The organism is Curtobacterium sp. MCLR17_031 (genome assembly GCF_003234775.2).
Taxonomy (GTDB): Bacteria; Actinomycetota; Actinomycetes; order Actinomycetales; family Microbacteriaceae; genus Curtobacterium; species Curtobacterium flaccumfaciens.
The window spans coordinates 3502690-3522833 of the sequence record NZ_CP126270.1; the positions used below are offsets into that span (position 1 = coordinate 3502690).

The following is a 20144-nucleotide window of genomic DNA, read 5'->3' on the forward strand; positions in this document are numbered from 1 at the left end:
CTACTCGACGGTGACCGACTTCGCGAGGTTGCGTGGCTGGTCGACGTCGAGGCCCTTGGCCGCGGCGAGCTCCATGCCGAACATGTGCAGCGGTGCCACGGCGAGCAGCGGCTCGAACAGCGGGGTCGCCAGCGGGATCCGCAGGACCTCGTCGGCGAACGGCAGCACCGCGGCGTCGCCCTCTTCGGCGATCGCGATCACCCGGGCACCGCGGGCGCGGATCTCCTGGATGTTCGAGACGACCTTCGGGTGCAGCGATCGGGGGTCGCGCGGCGAGGGCACGATGACGAAGACGATCTGGCCCGGCTCGATCAGTGCGATCGGGCCGTGCTTGAGCTCACCGGCGGCGAAGCCCTCGGCGTGGATGTACGCGAGCTCCTTGAGCTTGAGGGCGCCCTCGAGTGCGATCGGGTAGCCGACGTGGCGGCCGAGGAACAGCACGCTCCGGGTGTCCGCCATCCAACGGGCCAGGTCCTTGATGCCGGCGGCGTCCTCGATGGTCTGCTGCAGCTTCGGCGCGAGGCCCTCGAGCTCGGCCACCTGCTCGGCGATCTGCTCGGTGGTGAGCGTGCCGCGCAGCGTCGCCAGGTGCAGCCCGAGCAGGTAGAGCGCGACGCCCTGGGCGATGAAGGCCTTGGTCGACGCGACGGCGACCTCGGGTCCGGCGTGCGTGTAGATCACGGCGTCGGACTCACGCGGGATCGTGGCGCCCTGGGTGTTGCAGATCGACAGGACCTGCGCGCCCTGCTCGCGGGCGTACTTGACGGCCATGAGCGTGTCCATGGTCTCGCCGGACTGGCTGATCGAGACGACCAGGGTGCGCTCGTTCAGCACCGGGTCGCGGTAGCGGAACTCGTGCGCGAGCTCGACCTCGACCGGGATGCGGGCCCACTGCTCGATGGCGTACTTGCCGAGGATGCCGGCGTAGGCGGCGGTGCCGCAGGCGATCACGATGACGCGGTCGACGGTCGCCAGGCGCTCGGCGATCGGGTCGAGGTCGGTCAGCGTGACGGCGCCGTCGTGGACGCGACCGAGGATCGTCTTCGCGACGGCCTCGGGCTCCTCGCTGATCTCCTTCGCCATGAACGAGCTCCAGCCGCCCTTGTCGGCGGCGGAGGCGTCCCAGTTGACCTCGAACTCGGTCGGCGTGGCCGGGGTGCCGTCGAAGTGGATGACGTCGACGCCGTCGGGGCGGATCGTGGCGATCTCGTCCTGCCCGATCGACAGCGCGCGCTGCGTGTAGGCGACGAACGCGGCGACGTCCGAGCCCATGAAGTTCTCACCGTCGCCGAGCCCGACCACCAGGGGCGAGTTGCGACGGGCACCGACGACGACGCCGGGCTGGTCGGCGTGCACGACGAGGAGCGTGAAGGCCCCTTCGAGTCGCTGCACGGCCTGCTGCATGGCGGCGGTCAGGTCACCGGTGTCGCGGAAGGCCCGTCCGACCAGGTGCGCGGCGACCTCGGAGTCGGTCTCGCTGCGGAACTCGATGCCCTCGGCCTGCAGTTCGGCGCGGAGCTCGGAGAAGTTCTCGATGATGCCGTTGTGGATGAGGGCGAGCTTGTCGCCGTCGGCCAGGTGCGGGTGGGCGTTGCCGTCGGTCGGGCCACCGTGGGTCGCCCAGCGGGTGTGCCCGATGCCCGTCGTGCCGTCCGGGATCGGCGACGACTCGAGCTCGTCGACCAGCGCCTGGAGCTTGCCGGCCTTCTTGGCCGACACGAGGTCTCCGGCTGGGTCGACGACGGCGATGCCCGCCGAGTCGTAGCCGCGGTACTCGAGGCGACGGAGGCCACCGAGGAGGACGTCCTGGCTGCTGTTGCTGCCGACGTAGCCGACGATTCCACACATGGAACCGATCCTACGGTCTGCCTGGACGCCGACCCTGCGAAGTCCCGGGGGTGGGGATAACGTTTCGGCCATGGGACGCTTCGACGACATCGCCATCACCACGCTGCACGGCGAGGACACCACGTTCGGCGCCTACGCCGACAAGGCCGTACTGGTCGTGAACGTCGCCTCCCGGTGCGGCCTCGCCCCGCAGTACGAGCAGCTCGAGGCCCTGCAGAAGCAGTACGGCCCCCGCGGGTTCACGGTGCTGGGCTTCCCGAGCAACCAGTTCCTGCAGGAGCTCGGCTCGTCCGAGGCGATCGACGAGTACTGCTCCACCACCTGGGGCGTCACGTTCCCGATGTCCGAGAAGGTCAAGGTCAACGGCAAGAGCGCCCACCCGCTCTACCAGGCCCTCAAGGAGACCCCGGACGCCGACGGCAAGGCCGGCCGGGTCGCCTGGAACTTCGAGAAGTTCCTCGTCGCCCCCGACGGCTCCGTCACGCGCTTCCGCCCCACCACGAAGCCGGACGCCCCCGAGGTCGTCGCCGCCATCGAGGCGGCCCTCCCCGCCTGACGCGCCGCGTCCTGCGGACGCGCACCGAGCACTCGACGGGAGGCCCGGGGCACGTGAGCCGACCGGCTCACGTGCCCCGGGCCTCCCGTCTGTACGCTCGATCCCATGCCGTTCTCGGAGACCGCCGTCGCGCACCCGACCCCGTTCGTGGAGATCCCGCGTGACGAGTGGTCCCAGCTCGCCCCGAAGGAGCACCTGTCGCTCACCGAGCCCGAGATCGTGCAGCTGCGCGGTCTCGGCGACCGGTTGGACATGCAGGAGGTGCAGGAGGTCTACCTGCCGCTGTCCCGCCTGCTCACGCTCTACGCCGCCGGTGCGCGCAACCTGCACGCCGAGACGAGCCGGTTCCTCGGGGAGCGCGCCGGACGCACGCCGTTCGTCATCGGCGTCGCGGGCTCCGTCGCGGTCGGCAAGTCCACCGTCGCCCGTCTGCTGCGCGAGCTGACGAAGCGCTGGCCGGACACCCCGCGGGTGGAGCTCGTGACGACCGACGGCTTCCTGTACCCGAACGCCGAGCTCGAGCGCCGCGGGATCATGGACCGCAAGGGCTTCCCGGAGTCGTACGACCGCCGCTCCCTGCTGCGCTTCGTGAGCCAGGTGAAGAGCGGGGCGACCGAGGTCCGCGCGCCGTACTACTCGCACCTGGTCTACGACATCGTGCCCGATGCCGAGATCGTCGTCCGGCAGCCCGACGTGCTCATCGTCGAGGGCCTGAACGTGCTGGCGCCGCCGGTGCACGGGCGGCTCGCGCTGTCCGACCTGTTCGACTTCACGATCTACGTGGACGCGAAGACGAAGGACATCGAGTCCTGGTACGTCGACCGGTTCCTCGCCCTGCAGGAAGAGGCGTTCTCGAGCCCCGACTCGTTCTTCCACCGGTTCGCCTCGCTCTCGCGCGAGGACGCGGTCCGGACGGCGACCGACGTCTGGCGGGCGATCAACGAGCCGAACCTGATCGAGAACGTGCTGCCCACGCGCTCCCGCGCCACCCTGGTGCTGAAGAAGGGCGCGAACCACAAGGTGAACTCGGTCCTGCTCCGCAAGATCTGAGCGGACGGGGACAGCGGATCACCGGTGTTCGCGAGCTGAACCGCGTTCTGCGCGTGTTCAACCGGCGAACACCGGTGTCCAGCGGAGAGGAACCTACGCGGCGTCGAGCGCCAGGCGGTCCTGCACGACGGCGGCGAGCTCCTCGGCGATGCGCTGGGCATCGTCCTGCGAGGCAGCCTCGACCATCACGCGCACGACCGGCTCGGTGCCCGACGGACGGAGCAGCACACGGCCGCTGTCCCCGAGTGCCTCGCTGGCGGCGGCGATGGCGTCCTGCACGCCCTGGTCGGCGAGCCCGTGGCGATCGACGCCCCGGACGTTGAGCAGCACCTGTGGGAACACCGTCATGCACGAGGCGAGCTCCTGCAGGGTCTTGCCCGTGCGCGCCATCTCGGCGACCAGGTGCAGCCCGGTCAGGATGCCGTCACCCGTGGTGGCGAACTCGTTGAAGATGATGTGGCCGGACTGCTCGCCACCGATGGAGTAGTCGCCCTCGGTCATCTTCTCGAGCACGTAGCGGTCGCCCACGCCGGCCTCGATCACGGTGATGCCCGCGTCGGCCATGGCGCGCTTCAGCCCGAGGTTCGACATGACCGTCGCGACGAGGGTGTCGTCCTTCAGTCGTCCGCGCTCCTGCAGGGACAGCGCGAGGATCGCCATGATCTGGTCGCCGTCGATCGCGTTGCCCGCGGCGTCGACCGCCAGGCAGCGGTCCGCGTCGCCGTCGTGCGCGATGCCGACGTCGGCACCGTGCTCGAGCACCGCGCGGGCGAGGTTGTCGATGTGGGTCGAACCGACGCCGTCGTTGATGTTCCAGCCGTCGGGGTCGGCGCCGATGAGCGTCACGCGGGCACCCGCGTTGACGAACACCTCGGGCGAGACGCCGGCGGCGGCACCGTTGGCGCAGTCGAGCACGACGTGGATGCCGTCGAGTCGGTGCGGCAGCGTGGCGAGCAGGTGCACCACGTAGCGGTCCTCGGCGTCGGCGAACCGCGAGATGCGCCCGACGTCGATGCCGGTGGGGGTGGGTGCGGAGTGGTCGTGCATGGCCGCTTCGATGCGGTCCTCGACCTCGTCCGGCAGCTTGCGGCCACCCGTGGCGAAGAACTTGATCCCGTTGTCGGGAGCGGGGTTGTGCGATGCGGAGATCATCACGCCGAAGTCGGCGTCGATGTCCGCGACGAGGAACGCCGCGGCGGGCGTGGGGATGACCCCGGCGTCGAGCACGTCGACGCCGGCCGAGGCGAGCCCGGCCGCGACGGCGGCACCGAGGAACTCGCCGGAGACGCGCGGGTCACGCGCGAGGACCGCGCGCGGGCGCGGTCGACCCGACGCCCGGCGGGCGTCGGCATGGTGTCCGTGTGTGAGGACGGCCGCGCTCGCCTGGGCAAGACCCAGTGCGAGCGCGGCCGTCAGCTCGCCGTTGGCGAGACCACGAACCCCGTCGGTACCGAACAGACGCGGCATTGCGATCTTCAGCCGGTGACGACTAGCGCTTCGAGAACTGCGAAGCCTTGCGGGCCTTCTTGAGACCGGCCTTCTTGCGCTCGATGACGCGGGCGTCACGGGTGAGGAAGCCGGCCTTCTTGAGGGCCGCGCGGTTGTTCTCGCGGTCGATCTCGTTCAGGGTGCGGGCGATGGCGAGGCGGAGCGCGCCGGCCTGACCCGAGGGGCCGCCACCGGTGATGCGGGCGACGACGTCGTACGAGCCGAGGAGCTCGAGCACCTTGAAGGGGTCGTTGATGAGCTGCTGGTGCAGCTTGTTCGGGAAGTAGTCCTCGAGCGTGCGGCCGTTCACGACGAACGTGCCGGAGCCCGGGACGAGCCGGACGCGCGCGATGGCCTCCTTGCGGCGCCCGACGGCACCGCCGGAGACGTTGAGGATCTGACGGGGAGCGGCCTCGGCAGCGGCGGGTGCGCTCTCCGTGGTGAAGCTCTCCGGGGTCTGGTCGAGGGAATCAGCGATCTGAGCCATGAGTTTTTTCGTGTCCTTGAAGTCGTCGTGGCCGGAACTACTGTGCGACCTGGTCGAAGATGTACGGCTTGGGCTGCTGCGCGGCGTGCGGGTGCTCCGCGCCGGCGTAGACCTTCAGCTTCTTGAGCTGCTCGCGGCCGAGGGTGTTCTTCGGCAGCATGCCGCGGATCGCCTTCTCGACGGCGCGGGTGGGGTGCTTCTCGAGCATCTCCGGGTAGGAGGTCGCCGTCAGGCCGCCCGGGTAACCCGAGTGACGGTAGTAGACCTTCTTCGCGAGCTTCGAACCGGTCAGGGCGACCTTGTCGGCGTTCACGATGATGACGAAGTCACCCATGTCCATGTGCTGGGCGAAGGTGGCCTTGTGCTTGCCGCGCAGGAGCGCCGCGGCGTGGGTGGCGAGACGGCCGAGGACGACGTCGGTGGCGTCGATGACGATCCAGTCGTGCTGGACGTCTGCCGGCTTCGGTGAGAACGTGCGAGTCACAGGAGTGCTGCTTTCGTGTCGAGGTGAGGAGTCCGTGAATCCCACTCCGGTCGGGAGTTCCACGAGCAGAAGCACGGGGAACACCTCGGTTGGAGGGCTCATCTGACTGTCCGCGCGCGGGGCGCACAGACCAAGGTGAGAGCTTAGCCGACGTGGGGTACGTCGGTCAAACGCGGCCGACTGCCGGCCTGGAGGCGCGGGGCGGCCCCGCACCGCGCCTCCCGTCCGCCCTGGGGCACCCCCACCGCGCATGGTGAGCAGCAACGGTCGGGTCCCCACTGCGGACCCGACCATTCCTGCTCACCAAGTGCGCCCGTGGGGAGTGGGGACTACCCCGCGGCGGCCGCGGTCCTGCGGCGACGGACGACCAGCACACCCGCACCCGCCGCGAGCAGCAGGAACGCCACCAACGCACCGGCACCGAGGCCCGCAGCACCCGTGAACGCGAGCTGCCCCTCCACGGTGATCGTGATCGGGGTCCACCCGATCAGGCTCCCGTTCGCAGCCGTCACCGCCAACCGGTGCGCACCAGCCACCGTGTCCGCCGGGATCGTCACCCGCACCGTCCCGTCAGCAGCCACCACAGCGGTACCGATCAGCGTCGGCTCCGAGAACAACCACACGCTGACGACGTCACCGGCAGACGCAGTACCCACCGTCACCGTGATCGTCTCCCCCGCACGAGCGGTCGCCGGAGCCGACACCCCACCACGGTTCGCCTCCGTCAACAGCGACTCCGACGGCGCCACCGGAGCAACCGGCGGGGTGATCCCGTCGACCGGCGGCACCGGAGTCGGGGTCGGCGTCGGCGTCGGGGTCGGCCCCGGCGTCGGGTCCGTGCCCGGGTCGGTGCCTGCGGCGTCAAGGTCGAGCCCGACCAGGATCGGGTCGTGGTCGCTCGCCCGGTACACGTCGTCGTTGTACAGGTTCGTCGCGTTGTAGTTGTAGCGGCTGTACTCCAGGCCCACCGACTCGACCGAGTTGATGTTCCAGATGTCCACGCCCGTGACCGTCTCGAGCGCGGCCTTCGATGCGAAGACGTGGTCGAGCGAGCCGCTCAGGCCGGAGAACACGTACGAGTACTCGGTGCTGTCGAGCGCCGGGCCGAGGTCGGTGTAGCCGGCCTCGTCGAGGACCACCACCGGGTCCTCCTTGCTGTAGGCGTTGAAGTCGCCGAGCATGAACACCTTGTCGGTGCCGTACTGCTCCTGCATGTCGGTGGAGAAGGTCACGAGGGCCTTCGCCTGCTCGACGCGGTCGGCGTTCGACGCCCCCTGCCCGTCGCCCTGGTCGGCGTTCTCGCCGGTGCCGGAGCCCTTCGACTTGAAGTGGTTCGCGATCACCAGGAAGTCGTCGTCCGCGGTGCCCCCGACCGGGCGGAACGCGTCCGCCACGGGCTGGCGGGCGTTCGTGAACGCGTCGTCGAGCAGGATCGTCGACTCGCCGACGGGCTCGACGCGGTCCTTCTTGTAGATGAGGGCGAGGCGGATGACGTCCTCGCTCGCGGGCACGACGGTCGGGGACTTCGCGTAGGCCCAGGTGTCCTGGCCGGTGGCGGCGTTGAGCGCGTCGACCAGGGTCGCCACGGCGGCGTCACGGTCCTGACCGAAGCGGACCGAGTTCTCGATCTCCTCGAGCGAGACGACGTCGGCGTCCAGGCCGTTGATCGCCTTGACGATCTTGACCTGCTGGCGCAGGAAGTCCTCCTGCTCGGCGGCACCGCGGGCGTCGCAGCCGGAGTTCACCGTGACGGGGTCACCGGCACGGTCGGTGTAGTACTTGCAGCCGGTGAGCTCGTCGCCCGTGGTCGGGAAGTAGTTGAGCACGTTGAAGCCGGCGAGCTTCAGGTCGCCTCCGACGTCCTGCGGTGCCGGCTGGCGCACCTTCGAGAACGACGCCGGCAGGTCGGCGGCCGGGGTCGCACCCGTGATCGGCGCGGTCGGCTGGAACTTCCACCCGTTGTTGCGGTAGTCGAGGACGACCGGCTCGGTGAAGGTGGCGGCGGCCCCGACTGTGACCGGGCCCTGGGTGAGCCACGACACCGGGATGCCCTGGTTCGCCTGGGTCAGGAAGTTGGTGCTCGCACCGTCGTCGAGCGTGACCTTGCGCGCGGCGTTGTCGGCCTCGACGGCCTTCGCCTCGGCGCTGCCCGGACGGCCGACCTCGGTCGGCTGGATCAGGCGCTTCGTGCCGCTGGCGAGCACGACCTCGCCGTACTGGTTCGTCGTGTAGTTGTCGGCGACCGTGTACGCGCCCTGGGGAGCGACGAGCATGCTCTCGAGCGACTCGCGCTGGGCGTCGGACGACGGGAATGCGACCGCGGCGGGCTGCGGTGCCGCGACGGTGTCGTCGAGCTGCTGCAGCGACGCGGCACCGGACACCGTGAGCTCGGTCAGGCCGAAGTACTCGGACACGGCGCCGGTGACCCGCACGTGGTCGCCCTCGTGCACCAGGCCGGCGGTGGCGGACGAGAAGACGAACACCGCGTCGGACGCGGTGTGGGCGCCGAGGTCGATGGCGCCGCCGGTGCCGGGGGTCTGGATCGTGTAGCCGTTGAAGCCGCCGGTGCCGTAGACCGCGGTGACGACGCCGTCGGTCGTGACGCTCTTGCCGGCGTACGGCGAGGTGTCCGTGGTGCCCTGCAGCTGGGCGATGGTCACCGTCTCGGCGGGCGTGCCGGGCGCGGGGGTCCCGCCGTCACCCGGGTCGGTCGGTTCCGTGGGCTCGGTCGGTGCCGTCGTCTCGCCCGCGGCGTTCCGCGGGGTGGGCGTCGTCGTCACGGAGAAGTCCGCACCGTTGACGTCGGTGTCCGTGGTGCCCTGACGGACCAGGCCGTTCGGCACGGAGTTGTCCCCGGTCACGGTGCGCACGGTCGACTCGAAGGTGTTCGAGGCGCCGTAGCCGAGCAGGTCGACCACGCCGTCGGTGCCGGTGGTGACGGGTCCGGCGGCGAGCGCCAGGGGTGCGGTGGCGTCGGACAGCACGAGCGTGCCCGTGGTGCCCGAGGGGTTGAGCGTCGCGGTGTCGTCGGCGGCGGGCAGGTCCTCGCCGGCCGGGGTGGCCCCGCCGTTGCCCGCCATCGACACCAGGAAGGTGCCCTTCGCCGGCACGGTGCCCTGGAGTGCACTGGCCGAGAACGTGCCGGTACCCGTGGCGGAGCGGTACTGCAGCGACCACCCGTCGAGCGACACGGCGGCGTCGGTCGGGTTGCCGATCTCGACGAACTTCTCGTTGTAGAACGCGCCCTTGCTCCCCGCCTTCAGGTAGGCCTCCTCGATGACGAGGTCGGTCCCCTCGGGGTTCGCGGTCGCTGCGGTGACGGTGACGAGTGGAGCCGCGAGGAGCGTCGCGGCCGCCGTGGCGCACAGCAGAGTGCGCCCGAGGGTGTTGGCCATGCCCGCACGCTACCGACCTGCGGGGACATTCAGGTTGCGTCGAGGTAAATGATTGCGTTCGACAACATCAGCGACGCGGCGGCATCAGCCGATCGGCAGCCAGGTCCCGCCCACACGTCGGACGGCCGGTCCGTGTCCCGGCAGCACGAGCGCCGGGAACGGCAGCGCCCGTGCCGACTCGAGCGCGCGGTCCTGGTCGGCGGTGAAGAACGGCGTGATCATCCGCGGCCGAGGGGCCCACGACCCCGGCTGGGTGTCGTGCCGACTGACGACCGCGTCGCCCGTGACGATCGCGTCCGCCGCGGGCAGCAGGTACGCCGTCGAGCCGTCGGTGTGGCCGACGGCCGGGAACGGTGCGATCGCCCGACCCGAGAAGTCCGCACCGGTGAACGCGCGAGCGGACGGCACGGTCGTGGGTCGGAGGGCGTCGGAGCGGATCGCCCGTGCCAGCCAGGCGAGCACGCGGGGGCTGGCGAGCCGGCCGCCGATCTCCGCCGGGGTGACCTGCTGCCGCTCCGGCCCACGCACGTTGGCGAGCTCGTCGGCGTGCGCGAGCACCTCGACGTCGGGGTACCGCTCGAGGATCCCGGGGATGCCGCCGACGTGGTCGACGTGTCCGTGCGTCACGTAGACGCGTCGGAGGTCGGCGGGGTCGTGCCCGGCGGCGCGCACCGTGTCGAGCACGAGGTCGGTGTCGGCCGGGTAGCCGGCGTCGATCAGCGCGACGCCGTCCTCCTCGGCCAGCACCACCCAGTTGGACACCGGACCCTCGACGAAGACGACTCCGGGGGCGACGGACACGACGGAACGGGGTTCGCGCGGGCTCATCCCTCGACGGTACCGTCCACCGACCGTCGGGCCCGGGTCTGCTCCGCCCGCTCCGCGAGCTCCGCGTCCGCCGGGTAGCCCACCTCGGTCAGGGTCAGTCCCTTCGCCGGCGCCGTCTTGAAGGCGCTCGTGCGTTCCTCGGCGACGCGCAGTTCCTCGAGGCGGTCCGGGCCGAAGCGGCCCTCGCCCACGGCGATGGTCGCGCCGACCATGGCCCGCACCATCGAGTGGCAGAAGGCGTCCGCCTGGAGGCGCGCCACCAGCACGCCGTCCGGCTCGCGGTCCCAGCGGAACTGCTGCAACGTCCGGATGGTCGTCGCCCCCTCGCGCGGCTTGCAGAACGTCGCGAAGTCGTGCAGCCCGAGCAACGTCAGCGCACCGCGCTCCATCGCTGCCGGGTCGAGCCGCGCCGCGTGCCAGACCGTGTGCCCACGACGACGTGGATCGCGCGGGGCGTCGGCGTCCGCGATCCGGTACTCGTACCGGCGCCAGAGCGGGGAGAACCGAGCGTCGAACCCGTCGGGTGCCACCGAGGCACCGGTGACGACGACGTCCCCCTCGGGTGCCGCGATGCCGTTGACCCGCTTGAGCAGCCCGTCGAGCGGTGATCGGCCCGTCCCGCGCTTGGCGGTCAACGCTGCCCACTGTTCTGCCGACAGGTCCAGGTGCGCGACCTGCCCGGTGGCGTGCACCCCGGCGTCGGTGCGTCCGGCGACGGTGAGCAACGGCGGTTCGCCCCAGCGGGTGAACACGGTGGCGAGTGCGGCCTCGAGGGCGCCCTGGACGGTCCGGAGCCCGGGCTGTCGGGCCCAACCGGAGAACGCCGCCCCGTCGTAGGCGATGTCCAGCCGCAGCCGCACGTCGCCCGGGCTGTCGGGGTCCTGGAAGCCGACCGTCTCGTCCACGTGACCACCGTAGCGGGGGTGATCGGTGCCTCCCGGCCCGCGCTCGGTCTGCCGGACGGCGGCCGCCCGTACCCGCTCAGCCGCGCGGGCGGCCGAACGCCGACGGACCGGTCCGGGTGTCGAGGTCGTCGGTGGCGCGTCGCTCGGACTCGACGATCCCGCGCAGGGCGACGAGCGCGGCCGAGGTGACCGCGACGTGCGAGGGGTTCTCGCGCGATGCGTCGAGCGCGCTCTCGAGTCGTGCGATGGCCTCTTCGGCCTGGTCCTCCGGGGAGTCGCCGCGGATCGTGCTGGCGATCTTCCGCAGTGCCTCGGCGATGGGGGTGGCGAACGCGGGGTCCGGACGCCCGACGCCCTCGGACACCGGGCCGGAGCGTGCCACGAGCTCGGTGAGGTCGGTCGTGTACCAGGCGACCCGCTCCAGTGCGCGGAAGCGTCCGCCGTCCTTCTGGAGCCGCGCTCGGGACCCGCGCAGTGCACCACGGGGGTTGAGTCGGCGGCTCTCGTGCGCGATCGCCACCCGCGACCGGACGTCCGCGATCGCGCGGTCCAGGCGGTCCTGCTGGTGGTCCCACGCCTTCTCGTCGCGCTTGCCCTCCTCGAGCACGGCTGCCAGCCCGTCGAGGTGGTCCGCCAGCACGCCGTTCACCGCGTCGATGCGGTGTTCGGCGTCCCAGAAGTGCAGCGGCGGGAACACGAGGAAGTTGACCAGCAACCCGATCACGACGCCCACCGCCATCTGCACGAGGTACCCGAGCGAGTACCCCTCGGCGTTGGCGCCGCCGACGAGCAGGACGAAGAGCGCCGCGGTGGACACCCACGAGCTGCCCTCGCCCAGCACGCGGAACCCGCCGACCAGCACCCCGACGCCGACCGCGAGCGCGATCGCGAGGAAGCCGGGATCGCCGACCCACATCGTGAACGCGGCGATGAGGATGCCGAGGGCGATCCCGACCAGGGTCTGCACACCGCTCCGGATGCCCGCGAACACCGTCGTCTGCATCGCGACGACGGCGCCGAGTGGTGCGTAGTACGGGTACTCGGCCGCGACGCCCGGGATGTGCCGCGCCACGAACCAGGCGATCACCGCGGCGGCGGCGGCCTTGCCGGCGTGCAGCAGGCGCGGCTGTGTGCCCGAGGTCCGGCTCCACCGCCAGACACGGGTCCCCAGACCCGCAACGTGCTGGAACGCCATGACTTCCTTCCGTCGCACCCGGCCCGTGACGGTACGCCGAGCAGTCGGTGTGCACGACCAGCCTCGGACGCGAGGAAGCCCCCGCGACCTGGGTCGCGGGGGCTTCCTCGTGGTGGTGCAGCGCCCCGGAGGGCACCGGACTACTTGGTGTCGGCGTCGTCCGACTTCTCGGCGGCGTCGGCCTCGACCTCGGCAGCAGCCTCGGTCTCGGACTCGGTCTCGACCGGGGCGGACTCCTCGGTGGTCTCGGTCTCTTCGACCGGGGCCTCCTCGGTGGTCTCGTCGGCGGCGGGCTCGTCGACCGGGGCGGCAGCAGCGGCCGGAGCCGAGTTGCGCTTGACCGGAGCGGGCGTGCTCGAGACGGGCTCGAGGACGAGCTCGATCGACGCCAGCGGGGCGTTGTCGCCCTTGCGGAAGCCGAGCTTCGTGATGCGGGTGTAACCGCCCTGGCGGTCCTCGACCTGGGGAGCGATCTCGGTGAACAGCGTGTGCACGACGGACTTGTCGCGCAGGATGCTGATCACACGACGACGCGCGTGCAGGTCGCCGCGCTTCGCGAACGTGATGAGACGCTCGGCGACCGGGCGGAGGCGCTTGGCCTTCGTCTCGGTGGTCGTGATGCGACCGTGCGTGAAGAGGGCGTTGGCGAGGTTGCTCAGGAGCAGGCGCTCGTGGGCGGGACCGCCACCGAGGCGGGGGCCCTTGGTGGGCTTCGGCATGTCAGTTCTCCAGTGGTGAAAGTGGTGCGCGCGGTGTCAGCGCGCTTGCGCGTGAGCGCGAGGTCAGTTGTTGGACTCGTCCTCGTCGTACCCGCTGTAGAAGTGGGCGCCGTCGAATCCGGGGACGGTGTCCTTGAGGGACAGGCCGAGCTCGGTGAGCTTGTCCTTGACCTCGTCCACCGACTTCTGACCGAAGTTGCGGATGTTCATGAGCTGCGTCTCCGACAGGGCGACGAGCTCGGACACCGTGTTGATGCCCTCCCGCTTCAGGCAGTTGTAGCTGCGGACCGACAGGTCGAGGTCCTCGATCGGGGTCTGCAGTTCGTTCGAGAGCACGGCGTCGACCGGCGCGGGGCCGATCTCGATGCCCTCTGCCGCCGTGTTGAGCTCGCGAGCGAGCCCGAACAGCTCGACCAGCGTGCGACCGGCCGACGCGATGGCGTCGCGCGGCGTGATGGCCGGCTTCGCTTCGACGTCGACGACCAGGCGGTCGAAGTCCGTGCGCTCACCGGCACGCGTCGCCTCGACGCGGTAGGTGACCTTGAGGACGGGCGAGTAGATCGAGTCGATCGGGATCTGCCCGGCTTCGCTGAACTCGGAACGGTTCTGCGTCGCCGAGACGTAGCCACGGCCACGCTCGATCGTGAGCTCGAGCTCGAAGCGCGCGGTGTCGTTCAGGGTCGCGATGACGAGTTCCGGGTTGTGGATCTCGACGCCGGCCGGAGCGGAGATGTCCGCCGCGGTGACCTGACCGGCACCCTGCTTGCGCAGGTACGCCGTGATGGGCTCGTCGTGCTCGCTGGAGACGACCAGGCTCTTGATGTTGAGGATGATCTCGGTGACGTCTTCCTTGACACCGGGAACGGTGCTGAACTCGTGGAGGACGCCGTCGATGCGGATGCTGGTGACAGCCGCGCCGGGGATCGAGGAGAGGAGCGTGCGGCGCAGCGAGTTGCCGAGGGTGTAACCGAAGCCCGGCTCGAGCGGCTCGATGACGAAGCGCGAGCGGTGCTCGGAGATCGGCTCCTCGGTCAGGGTGGGGCGCTGTGCAATGAGCACTGTGGGATTCCTTTCGGCGAAGTGTCCGCTATATGACACTTGGCGGTACGACGGGGCCGCATGGGCCCCGACGGGTCTGTTGAGTTGTGATCACGCGCACACACGTGCGCGATCGAACGACCAGGAATGGCCGCGGGCCCTGCCCGCCCTCGCCGGAACGGATCCGGTCAGGGGACGAGCAGGGCGCGGCCGGTTGCTCCTCGCGTCAGACGCGACGGCGCTTGGGCGGGCGGCACCCGTTGTGCGCCTGCGGCGTGACGTCGTTGATCGAGCCGACCTCGAGGCCAGCGGCCTGGAGGGAGCGGATCGCGGTCTCGCGACCCGAACCCGGGCCCTTCACGAAGACGTCGACCTTCTTGACGCCGTGCTCCTGCGCCTGACGCGCAGCGGACTCGGCAGCGAGCTGCGCCGCGAACGGCGTCGACTTGCGCGAACCCTTGAAGCCCACGGCACCCGAGGACGCCCAGCTGAGGACGGCACCCGACGGGTCGGTGATGCTGACGATCGTGTTGTTGAACGTGCTCTTGATGTGGGCCTGGCCCACAGCGACGTTCTTCTTCTCCTTGCGGCGCGGCTTGCGCGCGGCAGTCTTGGGGGTAGCCATCGGGGTCTCCTATCGAGCCTTCTTCTTGCCTGCCACGGTGCGCTTCGGTCCCTTGCGGGTACGAGCGTTGGTCTTGGTGCGCTGACCGCGCACCGGGAGACCACGACGGTGGCGAAGACCCTCGTAGCTGCCGATCTCGACCTTGCGGCGGATGTCGGCGGCGACCTCACGGCGGAGGTCACCCTCGACCTTGAAGTTGCCCTCGATGAAGTCACGGAGGGCGACGAGCTGGTCGTCGGTCAGGTCCTTGACGCGGATGTCACCGGAGATACCGGTCTCCGTCAGTGCCTGGACGGCGCGGGTACGGCCGACGCCGTAGATGTACGTGAGTGCGATCTCCACGCGCTTCTCGCGCGGGATGTCGACGCCTGCTAGACGTGCCATGTGATGGCTGCTCCTGTTGTCGATGGAGGTGTGGCGCAGTACCGGTGCTCGGGCCTCCGCCCCGAGGTGTCCCCCGGTCGTCGTGCAACCGGGTTCTGGTACTGCGTTGTCGATCTTCAGTTGTGGGTCGTGCTCGAGCAGCCTGGTGTCCGAGGGACACCGTCGGCGCCGGTCACGCGCCCGGGACTAGCCCTGGCGCTGCTTGTGACGCGGGTTGCTCTTGCAGATCACCATGACGCGGCCCTTGCGGCGAATCACACGGCAGTGTTCGCAGATGGGCTTGACGCTGGGGTTGACCTTCATGGTTCTTTCCTCGTGCTCGCTGGCTTCGTGCTCGGCAGGATTGCCGTGCCGTTCCTTTCCAGCTCGCGGATCACTTGTAGCGGTAGACGATCCGGCCGCGGGTCAGGTCGTACGGGCTCAGCTCCACGATCACGCGGTCCTCGGGGAGGATGCGGATGTAGTGCTGGCGCATCTTCCCGGAGATGTGCGCGAGGACCTTGTGTCCGTTCGTCAGCTCAACGCGGAACATCGCGTTGGGCAGAGCTTCGAGCACCGAGCCTTCGATCTCGATGACGCCGTCTTTCTTGGCCATAGCCTCACTGTCGCTTGGTTGTGGAACAGGTGTGATCCCCGAACCGGTCTGCGGGTCGGTCGCCACACCCGAGAGGGCATGACACACCAAAGATCGATCTTATGTGGTAAACCCGCAATTGCCAAGTGGGGACGCGGAACACCCCACGTCTGGGGCTTCCGGGGCCGCGCCTGAGCGTTGCACAGTGGTTTGACGGCGCGCTCCGGGCGCGCACATGCGCGCGAACCGTAGTTTTGCTCCGCAGCCACGTCCGCCGCACCAGCAGCTCGCGCCGGACCACCGAACGGAGAACACGTGCCCGACGCCACCCGACGCCCCTTCGCCAGCCACGGCAAGCAGGCCCGTCGCCGGGGTTGGGGCACGCTCGTCACCGTCGTCGCGTCCGCCGTCGCCGTCCTGCTCGTCAGCGGCACGAGCGTCGCCGCGATCGCCGGGGCCCAGCTCGCCACCGCGCCGCAGACCGTCGCGCTGAGCACCGACGACCAGAGCACCGCGAAGACCGCGGACATCTCGGCGATCAAGGGCGGGGCGAACATCCTGCTCATCGGGAGCGACACCCGGGTCGGCCAGTTCGACTCCGACGAGGACGTCGAGGGCGCCCGCAACGACGTCACGATGCTCATCCACATCTCTGCGGACCACCAGCAGCTCACCGCGGTCAGCTTCCCCCGCGACCTGATGGTCCCCATCCCGGCCTGCACGAACCCCGCGACCGGCACGACCTACCCGGCGTCCACCTCGGCGATGTTCAACACCGCGCTCGGCAACGGCGGTGTCTCCTGCGTCGTGGACACGGTGGAGAACCTGACCGGTCTGAGCATCCCCTACGCCGGACTCATCACGTTCGACGGCGTGATCGAGATGTCGAACGCCCTCGGCGGCGTGGACGTCTGCGTCGCCGAGCCGATCGACGACACGTTCACCGGCCTGCACCTCACGACGGGCTCGCACTCCCTCGAGGGCTCGGACGCCCTGGCGTTCCTGCGCACGCGCCACGGGGTCGGCGACGGCAGCGACCTCGCCCGCATCAGCTCGCAGCAGGTGTTCCTGTCGGCGCTCCTCCGCAAGGTCACCTCGGACGGCACGCTCTCGAACCCGATCACGCTCTACAAGCTGGCCGGCGCCGCCCTGTCCAACATGACGCTGTCCGACGGCCTCGCCCAGACCGGCACCCTCGTCAAGCTCGCGGCAGCCCTGCGCGGGATGAGCACGGCCAACATGCTCTTCGTGCAGTACCCGGTGGCCGACGACCCCGCCGACAGCGCCCGCGTGATCGTCGACCAGGAGACGGCCCACACCCTGAACGTGGCGCTGCAGAACGACGTCCGGTCCTCGCTGAGCGACTCGAGCACCGGTCGCGCGTCCGAGGAGTCGCCGTCGAGCGGCGGGACGTCGAGCGGCACCGGGTCGTCCGGCTCCTCGGGGTCGTCCGGCACCTCGGGTTCGTCCGGGACCTCGTCGTCCGCCGGCACACCGTCGGCGACGTCGAGCGCGACCGCCACGCGGACGCCGACCGCGTCGGCGACACCGCTGCCCTCGTCGATCACCGGGCAGAGCGCCTCCGAGGAGACCTGCTCCGTCGGCAACTGACGCGACGCCACGGCGCGTGCGCCGGGCAGTGGTCGGGTGGGTCCACGCGACATCGTCGACGCGGCGGACGCCAGCCGGGCCTCCCGGTCGTCGCATCGAGCGGAGACGCCCAGCGTGGGCACCGCGTGCGGACTGGAGGCCCGTCCTACGGGATCGGGACGGGCGTCACACCCAGCGGGGCCAGGCCCCGAGCGCCGCCGTCGGCGGCCGTGAGCACCCAGATGCCGGCCGCGTGCACCGCGACGCTGTGCTCCCAGTGGGCGGCGTCGGAGCCGTCGAGCGTCCGGACCGTCCACTCGTCGTCGTCCGTCGAGCTGTCGATCGCGCCGGCCGTGACCATGGGCTCGATGGCGACCACCAGCCCCGGCTTGACGGCAGGTCCGGCACCGCGCACGCGGTAGTTGAAGACCGGCGGTTCCTCGTGCATCGACCGGCCGATGCCGTGGCCGGTGTAGTCCTCGACGATGCCCCACGCGCCGGTCTCGTCGATCGCGTCCTCCACAGCCGAGCCGACCTCGTGCAGGTTCTTCGCGTGGGCGAGCGCGGCGATGCCGTGCCAGAGCGACCGCTCGGTCGTGTCGCAGAGCGTCTGACGGGCTGCGGCGACCGCTGCGTCGCCGCCGGGCACGACGGTCGTGAAGGCGCTGTCGCCGTTCCAGCCGTCGACCTCGGCGCCGGCGTCCACCGACACGATGTCGCCGGGCGCGAGCACGCGCGCACCGGGGATCCCGTGCACGATCTCGTCGTTCACCGACACGCACAGCGTGTGGCGGTAGCCGGGCACGAGCTGGAAGTTCGGGACTCCCCCGCCCTCACGGATGGTGCGCTCGGCGATCGCATCGAGTTCACCGGTGGTGATCCCCGGACGGATCGCTGCACAGACGGCGTCGAGCGCCTCGGCGGTCAGCAGACCCGGCCGGACCATCGCCCGGAGCTCGTCCGGGGTCTTGTAGATCGAGGGCTTCTTGAACCGCACCACGCTGGTCAGACGGTCGCGGAGAGCCCGCGGCCCGCCAGTGCCGTCTGGATGCGGTCGCCGACCTCGTCGATGGCACCGAGGCCGTCGACGTCGACGACGAGGCCACGCTCGCCGTACGCCGCCACGATGGGCGCCGTCTGCTCGGCGTAGACCTGCTGGCGACGACGGATCGTCTCCTCGGTGTCGTCGCTGCGGCCCTGGTCCTCGGCGCGCTTGAGCAGGCGACCGACGAGCTCGTCCTGGTCGGCGACGAGCTGCACGACGGCGTCGATCCCGGTGCCCTGCTCAGCGAGCAGTGCGTCGAGGTACTCGACCTGACCGACCGTGCGCGGGTAGCCGTCCAGCAGGAAGCCGTGCTCGGCGTCGGGCTCCTGCAGGCGGGACTTCACGAGCTCGTTCGTCAGGGAGTCCGGCACGTAGTCGCCGGCGTCCATGATCGCCTTCGCCTGCACACCGAGGGGCGTGCCCTCTGCCACGTTCTTGCGGAAGATGTCCCCGGTCGAGATCGCGGGGATCCCGAAGGAGTCGGCGATGCGGCCGGCCTGGGTGCCCTTCCCGGCTCCGGGAGGTCCGACGATGATGAGACGTGCGCTCAACGGAGAAGCCCTTCGTAGTGACGCTGCTGCAGTTGCGAGTCGATCTGCTTCACGGTCTCGAGACCGACACCCACGATGATGAGGATGCTCGCGCCACCGAACGGGAAGTTCTGGTTCGCGCCGAACAGCGCCAGTGCTGCCAGCGGGATGAGCGCGATGAGACCGAGGTAGAGCGAACCGGGCAGCGTCACCCGGGTGAGGACGTAGTCGAGGTACTCGGCGGTCGGACGACCGGCACGGATGCCGGGGATGAACCCGCCGTACTTCTTCATGTTGTCGGCGACCTCTTCGGGGTTGAAGGTGATCGCCACGTAGAAGTACGTGAACCCGACGATGAGCAGGAAGTACAGGACCATGTAGAACCAGTTGTCACCCGAGGTCAGGTTGTTCTGGATCCACGTCACCCACGCGGCCGGCTCGGAGCCGTCCGAGGGCTGGTTGAACTGCGCGATCAGGGCCGGCAGGTACAGCAGCGACGAGGCGAAGATGACGGGCACCACGCCGGCCATGTTCACCTTGATCGGGATGTAGGTGTTGTTGCCGCCGTACGTCCGCCGCCCGACCATGCGCTTGGCGTACTGCACGGGGATCCGCCGCTGTGACTGCTCGACGAACACGACGGCCATCATGATCACGAGTCCGACCAGGATCACGAACAGGAAGAGCTCGAACGACTGCGACTGCTCGATCGCCCAGAGCGCCGACGGGAACTGCGCCGCGATGGACGTGAAGATCAGGAGCGACATGCCGTTGCCGATGCCGCGCTCGGTGACGAGCTCGCCCATCCACATGATGAGGCCGGTACCGGCGGTCAGCGTGACGACCATCAGCATGATGGCGTACCAGCTGTCGTTCGAGATGATCGACGTGCAGGACGCGGAGGCGTTGGTGCCGAACAGGGCGCCGGAGCGGGCGACCGTGATCAGGGTCGTGGACTGCAGCACACCGAGCGCGATGGTGAGGTAGCGCGTGTACTGCGTCAGCTTCGCCTGGCCCGACTGGCCCTCCTTGTAGAGGGTGTCGAAGTGCGGGATGACCACGCGCAGGAGCTGCACGATGATCGACGACGTGATGTACGGCATGATGCCGAGCGCGAAGACCGAGAGCTTCAGCAGCGCGCCGCCGGAGAAGAGGTTGATGAGGTCGTAGAGACCGCCGGAGGACGACGCGCTGGCGAGGCAGCTCTGCACGGCGGCGTAGTCGACGAACGGTGCCGGGATGTACGACCCGAGACGGAACAGCGCGATGATCGCGAGGGTGAAGCCGATCTTCTTGCGAAGATCAGGGGTGCGCATGATGCGCGCGACCGCTCTGAACACGATGACTCCGAACTTGTGGGACCGGGGCCGTCGATCGCGGCCGGACCGGTTTCGGTCGGCAGG

At 70.0% G+C, this 20144-nt stretch carries 20 protein-coding genes; 3 read left to right on the forward strand and 17 right to left on the reverse strand.

Features of this window, described 5'->3' with window-relative positions; translation table 11 throughout:
• Positions 1 to 1848 carry a glutamine--fructose-6-phosphate transaminase (isomerizing) gene (gene glmS, locus DEI96_RS16540; RefSeq protein WP_042537488.1) on the reverse strand — a complete coding sequence of 616 codons (1848 nt, stop codon included), beginning with the start codon at positions 1846 to 1848 and terminating at the stop codon, positions 1 to 3.
• A gap of 70 nt (positions 1849 to 1918) precedes the next feature.
• Between glmS and DEI96_RS16545 the strand changes: the two genes are divergently transcribed.
• Both DEI96_RS16545 and coaA read left to right on the forward strand, forming a co-directional pair.
• Positions 1919 to 2404, forward strand: a complete 486-nt coding sequence (locus DEI96_RS16545) for a glutathione peroxidase (protein ID WP_111023295.1) — start codon at positions 1919 to 1921, stop codon at positions 2402 to 2404.
• A 105-nt stretch (positions 2405 to 2509) separates the two neighbouring features.
• Complete coding sequence (gene coaA, locus DEI96_RS16550; protein WP_111023294.1) at positions 2510 to 3454, forward strand: type I pantothenate kinase; 945 nt, start codon at positions 2510 to 2512, stop codon at positions 3452 to 3454.
• Positions 3455 to 3547: 93 nt separating this feature from the next.
• Here coaA and glmM read toward each other — a convergent pair whose 3' ends face one another.
• From glmM to infA, 13 genes are all read right to left on the reverse strand, one after another.
• Positions 3548 to 4921 carry a phosphoglucosamine mutase gene (gene glmM, locus DEI96_RS16555; protein ID WP_111023293.1) on the reverse strand — a complete coding sequence of 458 codons (1374 nt, stop codon included), beginning with the start codon at positions 4919 to 4921 and terminating at the stop codon, positions 3548 to 3550.
• A gap of 22 nt (positions 4922 to 4943) precedes the next feature.
• Positions 4944 to 5429, reverse strand: coding sequence for a 30S ribosomal protein S9 (gene rpsI / locus DEI96_RS16560; RefSeq protein WP_017885499.1), 486 nt, complete (start codon positions 5427 to 5429; stop codon positions 4944 to 4946).
• Positions 5430 to 5466: 37 nt separating this feature from the next.
• Entirely contained in the window at positions 5467 to 5913 is a 447-nt protein-coding gene (gene rplM / locus DEI96_RS16565) for a 50S ribosomal protein L13 (RefSeq protein WP_027466717.1), read from the reverse strand.
• 329 nt (positions 5914 to 6242) lie between these two features.
• Entirely contained in the window at positions 6243 to 9308 is a 3066-nt protein-coding gene (locus DEI96_RS16570) for an ExeM/NucH family extracellular endonuclease (protein WP_111023292.1), read from the reverse strand.
• 84 nt (positions 9309 to 9392) lie between these two features.
• Complete coding sequence (locus DEI96_RS16575; RefSeq protein WP_111023291.1) at positions 9393 to 10136, reverse strand: MBL fold metallo-hydrolase; 744 nt, start codon at positions 10134 to 10136, stop codon at positions 9393 to 9395.
• Positions 10133 to 11041 carry a tRNA pseudouridine(38-40) synthase TruA gene (truA, locus tag DEI96_RS16580; RefSeq protein ID WP_111023290.1) on the reverse strand — a complete coding sequence of 303 codons (909 nt, stop codon included), beginning with the start codon at positions 11039 to 11041 and terminating at the stop codon, positions 10133 to 10135. Before truA ends, DEI96_RS16575 begins: the two co-directional genes overlap by 4 nt.
• Before the next feature lie 76 nt (positions 11042 to 11117).
• A complete protein-coding gene (locus DEI96_RS16585) occupies positions 11118 to 12254 on the reverse strand; it encodes an FUSC family protein (protein WP_146244986.1) in 1137 nt (378 codons plus the stop codon).
• A gap of 122 nt (positions 12255 to 12376) precedes the next feature.
• Positions 12377 to 12955, reverse strand: coding sequence for a 50S ribosomal protein L17 (gene rplQ / locus DEI96_RS16590; protein WP_071245471.1), 579 nt, complete (start codon positions 12953 to 12955; stop codon positions 12377 to 12379).
• 63 nt (positions 12956 to 13018) lie between these two features.
• Positions 13019 to 14014, reverse strand: a complete 996-nt coding sequence (locus DEI96_RS16595) for a DNA-directed RNA polymerase subunit alpha (RefSeq protein WP_017885506.1) — start codon at positions 14012 to 14014, stop codon at positions 13019 to 13021.
• A gap of 205 nt (positions 14015 to 14219) precedes the next feature.
• Complete coding sequence (gene rpsK / locus DEI96_RS16600) at positions 14220 to 14618, reverse strand: 30S ribosomal protein S11 (RefSeq protein WP_017885507.1); 399 nt, start codon at positions 14616 to 14618, stop codon at positions 14220 to 14222.
• 9 nt (positions 14619 to 14627) lie between these two features.
• Positions 14628 to 15002 (reverse strand): 30S ribosomal protein S13, encoded by a 375-nt coding sequence (rpsM, locus tag DEI96_RS16605; protein ID WP_017885508.1) that lies wholly within the window; start codon positions 15000 to 15002, stop codon positions 14628 to 14630.
• A gap of 186 nt (positions 15003 to 15188) precedes the next feature.
• Positions 15189 to 15305 carry a 50S ribosomal protein L36 gene (gene rpmJ / locus DEI96_RS16610; protein ID WP_022903266.1) on the reverse strand — a complete coding sequence of 39 codons (117 nt, stop codon included), beginning with the start codon at positions 15303 to 15305 and terminating at the stop codon, positions 15189 to 15191.
• A gap of 70 nt (positions 15306 to 15375) precedes the next feature.
• Positions 15376 to 15597: a translation initiation factor IF-1 gene (infA, locus tag DEI96_RS16615; protein ID WP_017885509.1), complete on the reverse strand. Its 222-nt coding sequence runs from the start codon at positions 15595 to 15597 to the stop codon at positions 15376 to 15378.
• Positions 15598 to 15891: 294 nt separating this feature from the next.
• Here infA and DEI96_RS16620 point away from each other — a divergent pair, with 294 nt between their 5' ends.
• Complete coding sequence (locus tag DEI96_RS16620; RefSeq protein ID WP_110863214.1) at positions 15892 to 17187, forward strand: LCP family protein; 1296 nt, start codon at positions 15892 to 15894, stop codon at positions 17185 to 17187.
• Between the two features lie 145 nt (positions 17188 to 17332).
• Here DEI96_RS16620 and map read toward each other — a convergent pair whose 3' ends face one another.
• The 3 genes from map to secY are packed head-to-tail and all read right to left on the reverse strand — an operon-like array spanning position 17333 to position 20081.
• Positions 17333 to 18166 (reverse strand): type I methionyl aminopeptidase, encoded by an 834-nt coding sequence (gene map, locus DEI96_RS16625; protein ID WP_502866285.1) that lies wholly within the window; start codon positions 18164 to 18166, stop codon positions 17333 to 17335.
• A gap of 5 nt (positions 18167 to 18171) precedes the next feature.
• Positions 18172 to 18762 carry an adenylate kinase gene (locus DEI96_RS16630; RefSeq protein WP_111023288.1) on the reverse strand — a complete coding sequence of 197 codons (591 nt, stop codon included), beginning with the start codon at positions 18760 to 18762 and terminating at the stop codon, positions 18172 to 18174.
• The gene (gene secY / locus DEI96_RS16635) at positions 18759 to 20081 is read right to left on the reverse strand and encodes a preprotein translocase subunit SecY (protein ID WP_027466722.1); all 1323 of its coding nucleotides are present in this window, start codon (positions 20079 to 20081) and stop codon (positions 18759 to 18761) included. Before secY ends, DEI96_RS16630 begins: the two co-directional genes overlap by 4 nt.
• Positions 20082 to 20144 lie beyond the last annotated feature (63 nt).

Coding starts and splice junctions, on each gene's coding strand:
- DEI96_RS16575 (WP_111023291.1), bottom strand. CDS start 10,136: ATGAGCCCGCGCGAACCCCGTTCCGTCGTGTCCGTCGCCCCCGGAGTC.
- rpsM (WP_017885508.1), bottom strand. CDS start 15,002: ATGGCACGTCTAGCAGGCGTCGACATCCCGCGCGAGAAGCGCGTGGAG.
- infA (WP_017885509.1), bottom strand. CDS start 15,597: ATGGCCAAGAAAGACGGCGTCATCGAGATCGAAGGCTCGGTGCTCGAA.
- glmM (WP_111023293.1), bottom strand. CDS start 4,921: ATGCCGCGTCTGTTCGGTACCGACGGGGTTCGTGGTCTCGCCAACGGC.
- rpsI (WP_017885499.1), bottom strand. CDS start 5,429: ATGGCTCAGATCGCTGATTCCCTCGACCAGACCCCGGAGAGCTTCACC.
- rpmJ (WP_022903266.1), bottom strand. CDS start 15,305: ATGAAGGTCAACCCCAGCGTCAAGCCCATCTGCGAACACTGCCGTGTG.
- coaA (WP_111023294.1), top strand. CDS start 2,510: ATGCCGTTCTCGGAGACCGCCGTCGCGCACCCGACCCCGTTCGTGGAG.
- DEI96_RS16570 (WP_111023292.1), bottom strand. CDS start 9,308: ATGGCCAACACCCTCGGGCGCACTCTGCTGTGCGCCACGGCGGCCGCG.
- rpsK (WP_017885507.1), bottom strand. CDS start 14,618: ATGGCTACCCCCAAGACTGCCGCGCGCAAGCCGCGCCGCAAGGAGAAG.
- glmS (WP_042537488.1), bottom strand. CDS start 1,848: ATGTGTGGAATCGTCGGCTACGTCGGCAGCAACAGCAGCCAGGACGTC.
- DEI96_RS16545 (WP_111023295.1), top strand. CDS start 1,919: ATGGGACGCTTCGACGACATCGCCATCACCACGCTGCACGGCGAGGAC.
- rplQ (WP_071245471.1), bottom strand. CDS start 12,955: ATGCCGAAGCCCACCAAGGGCCCCCGCCTCGGTGGCGGTCCCGCCCAC.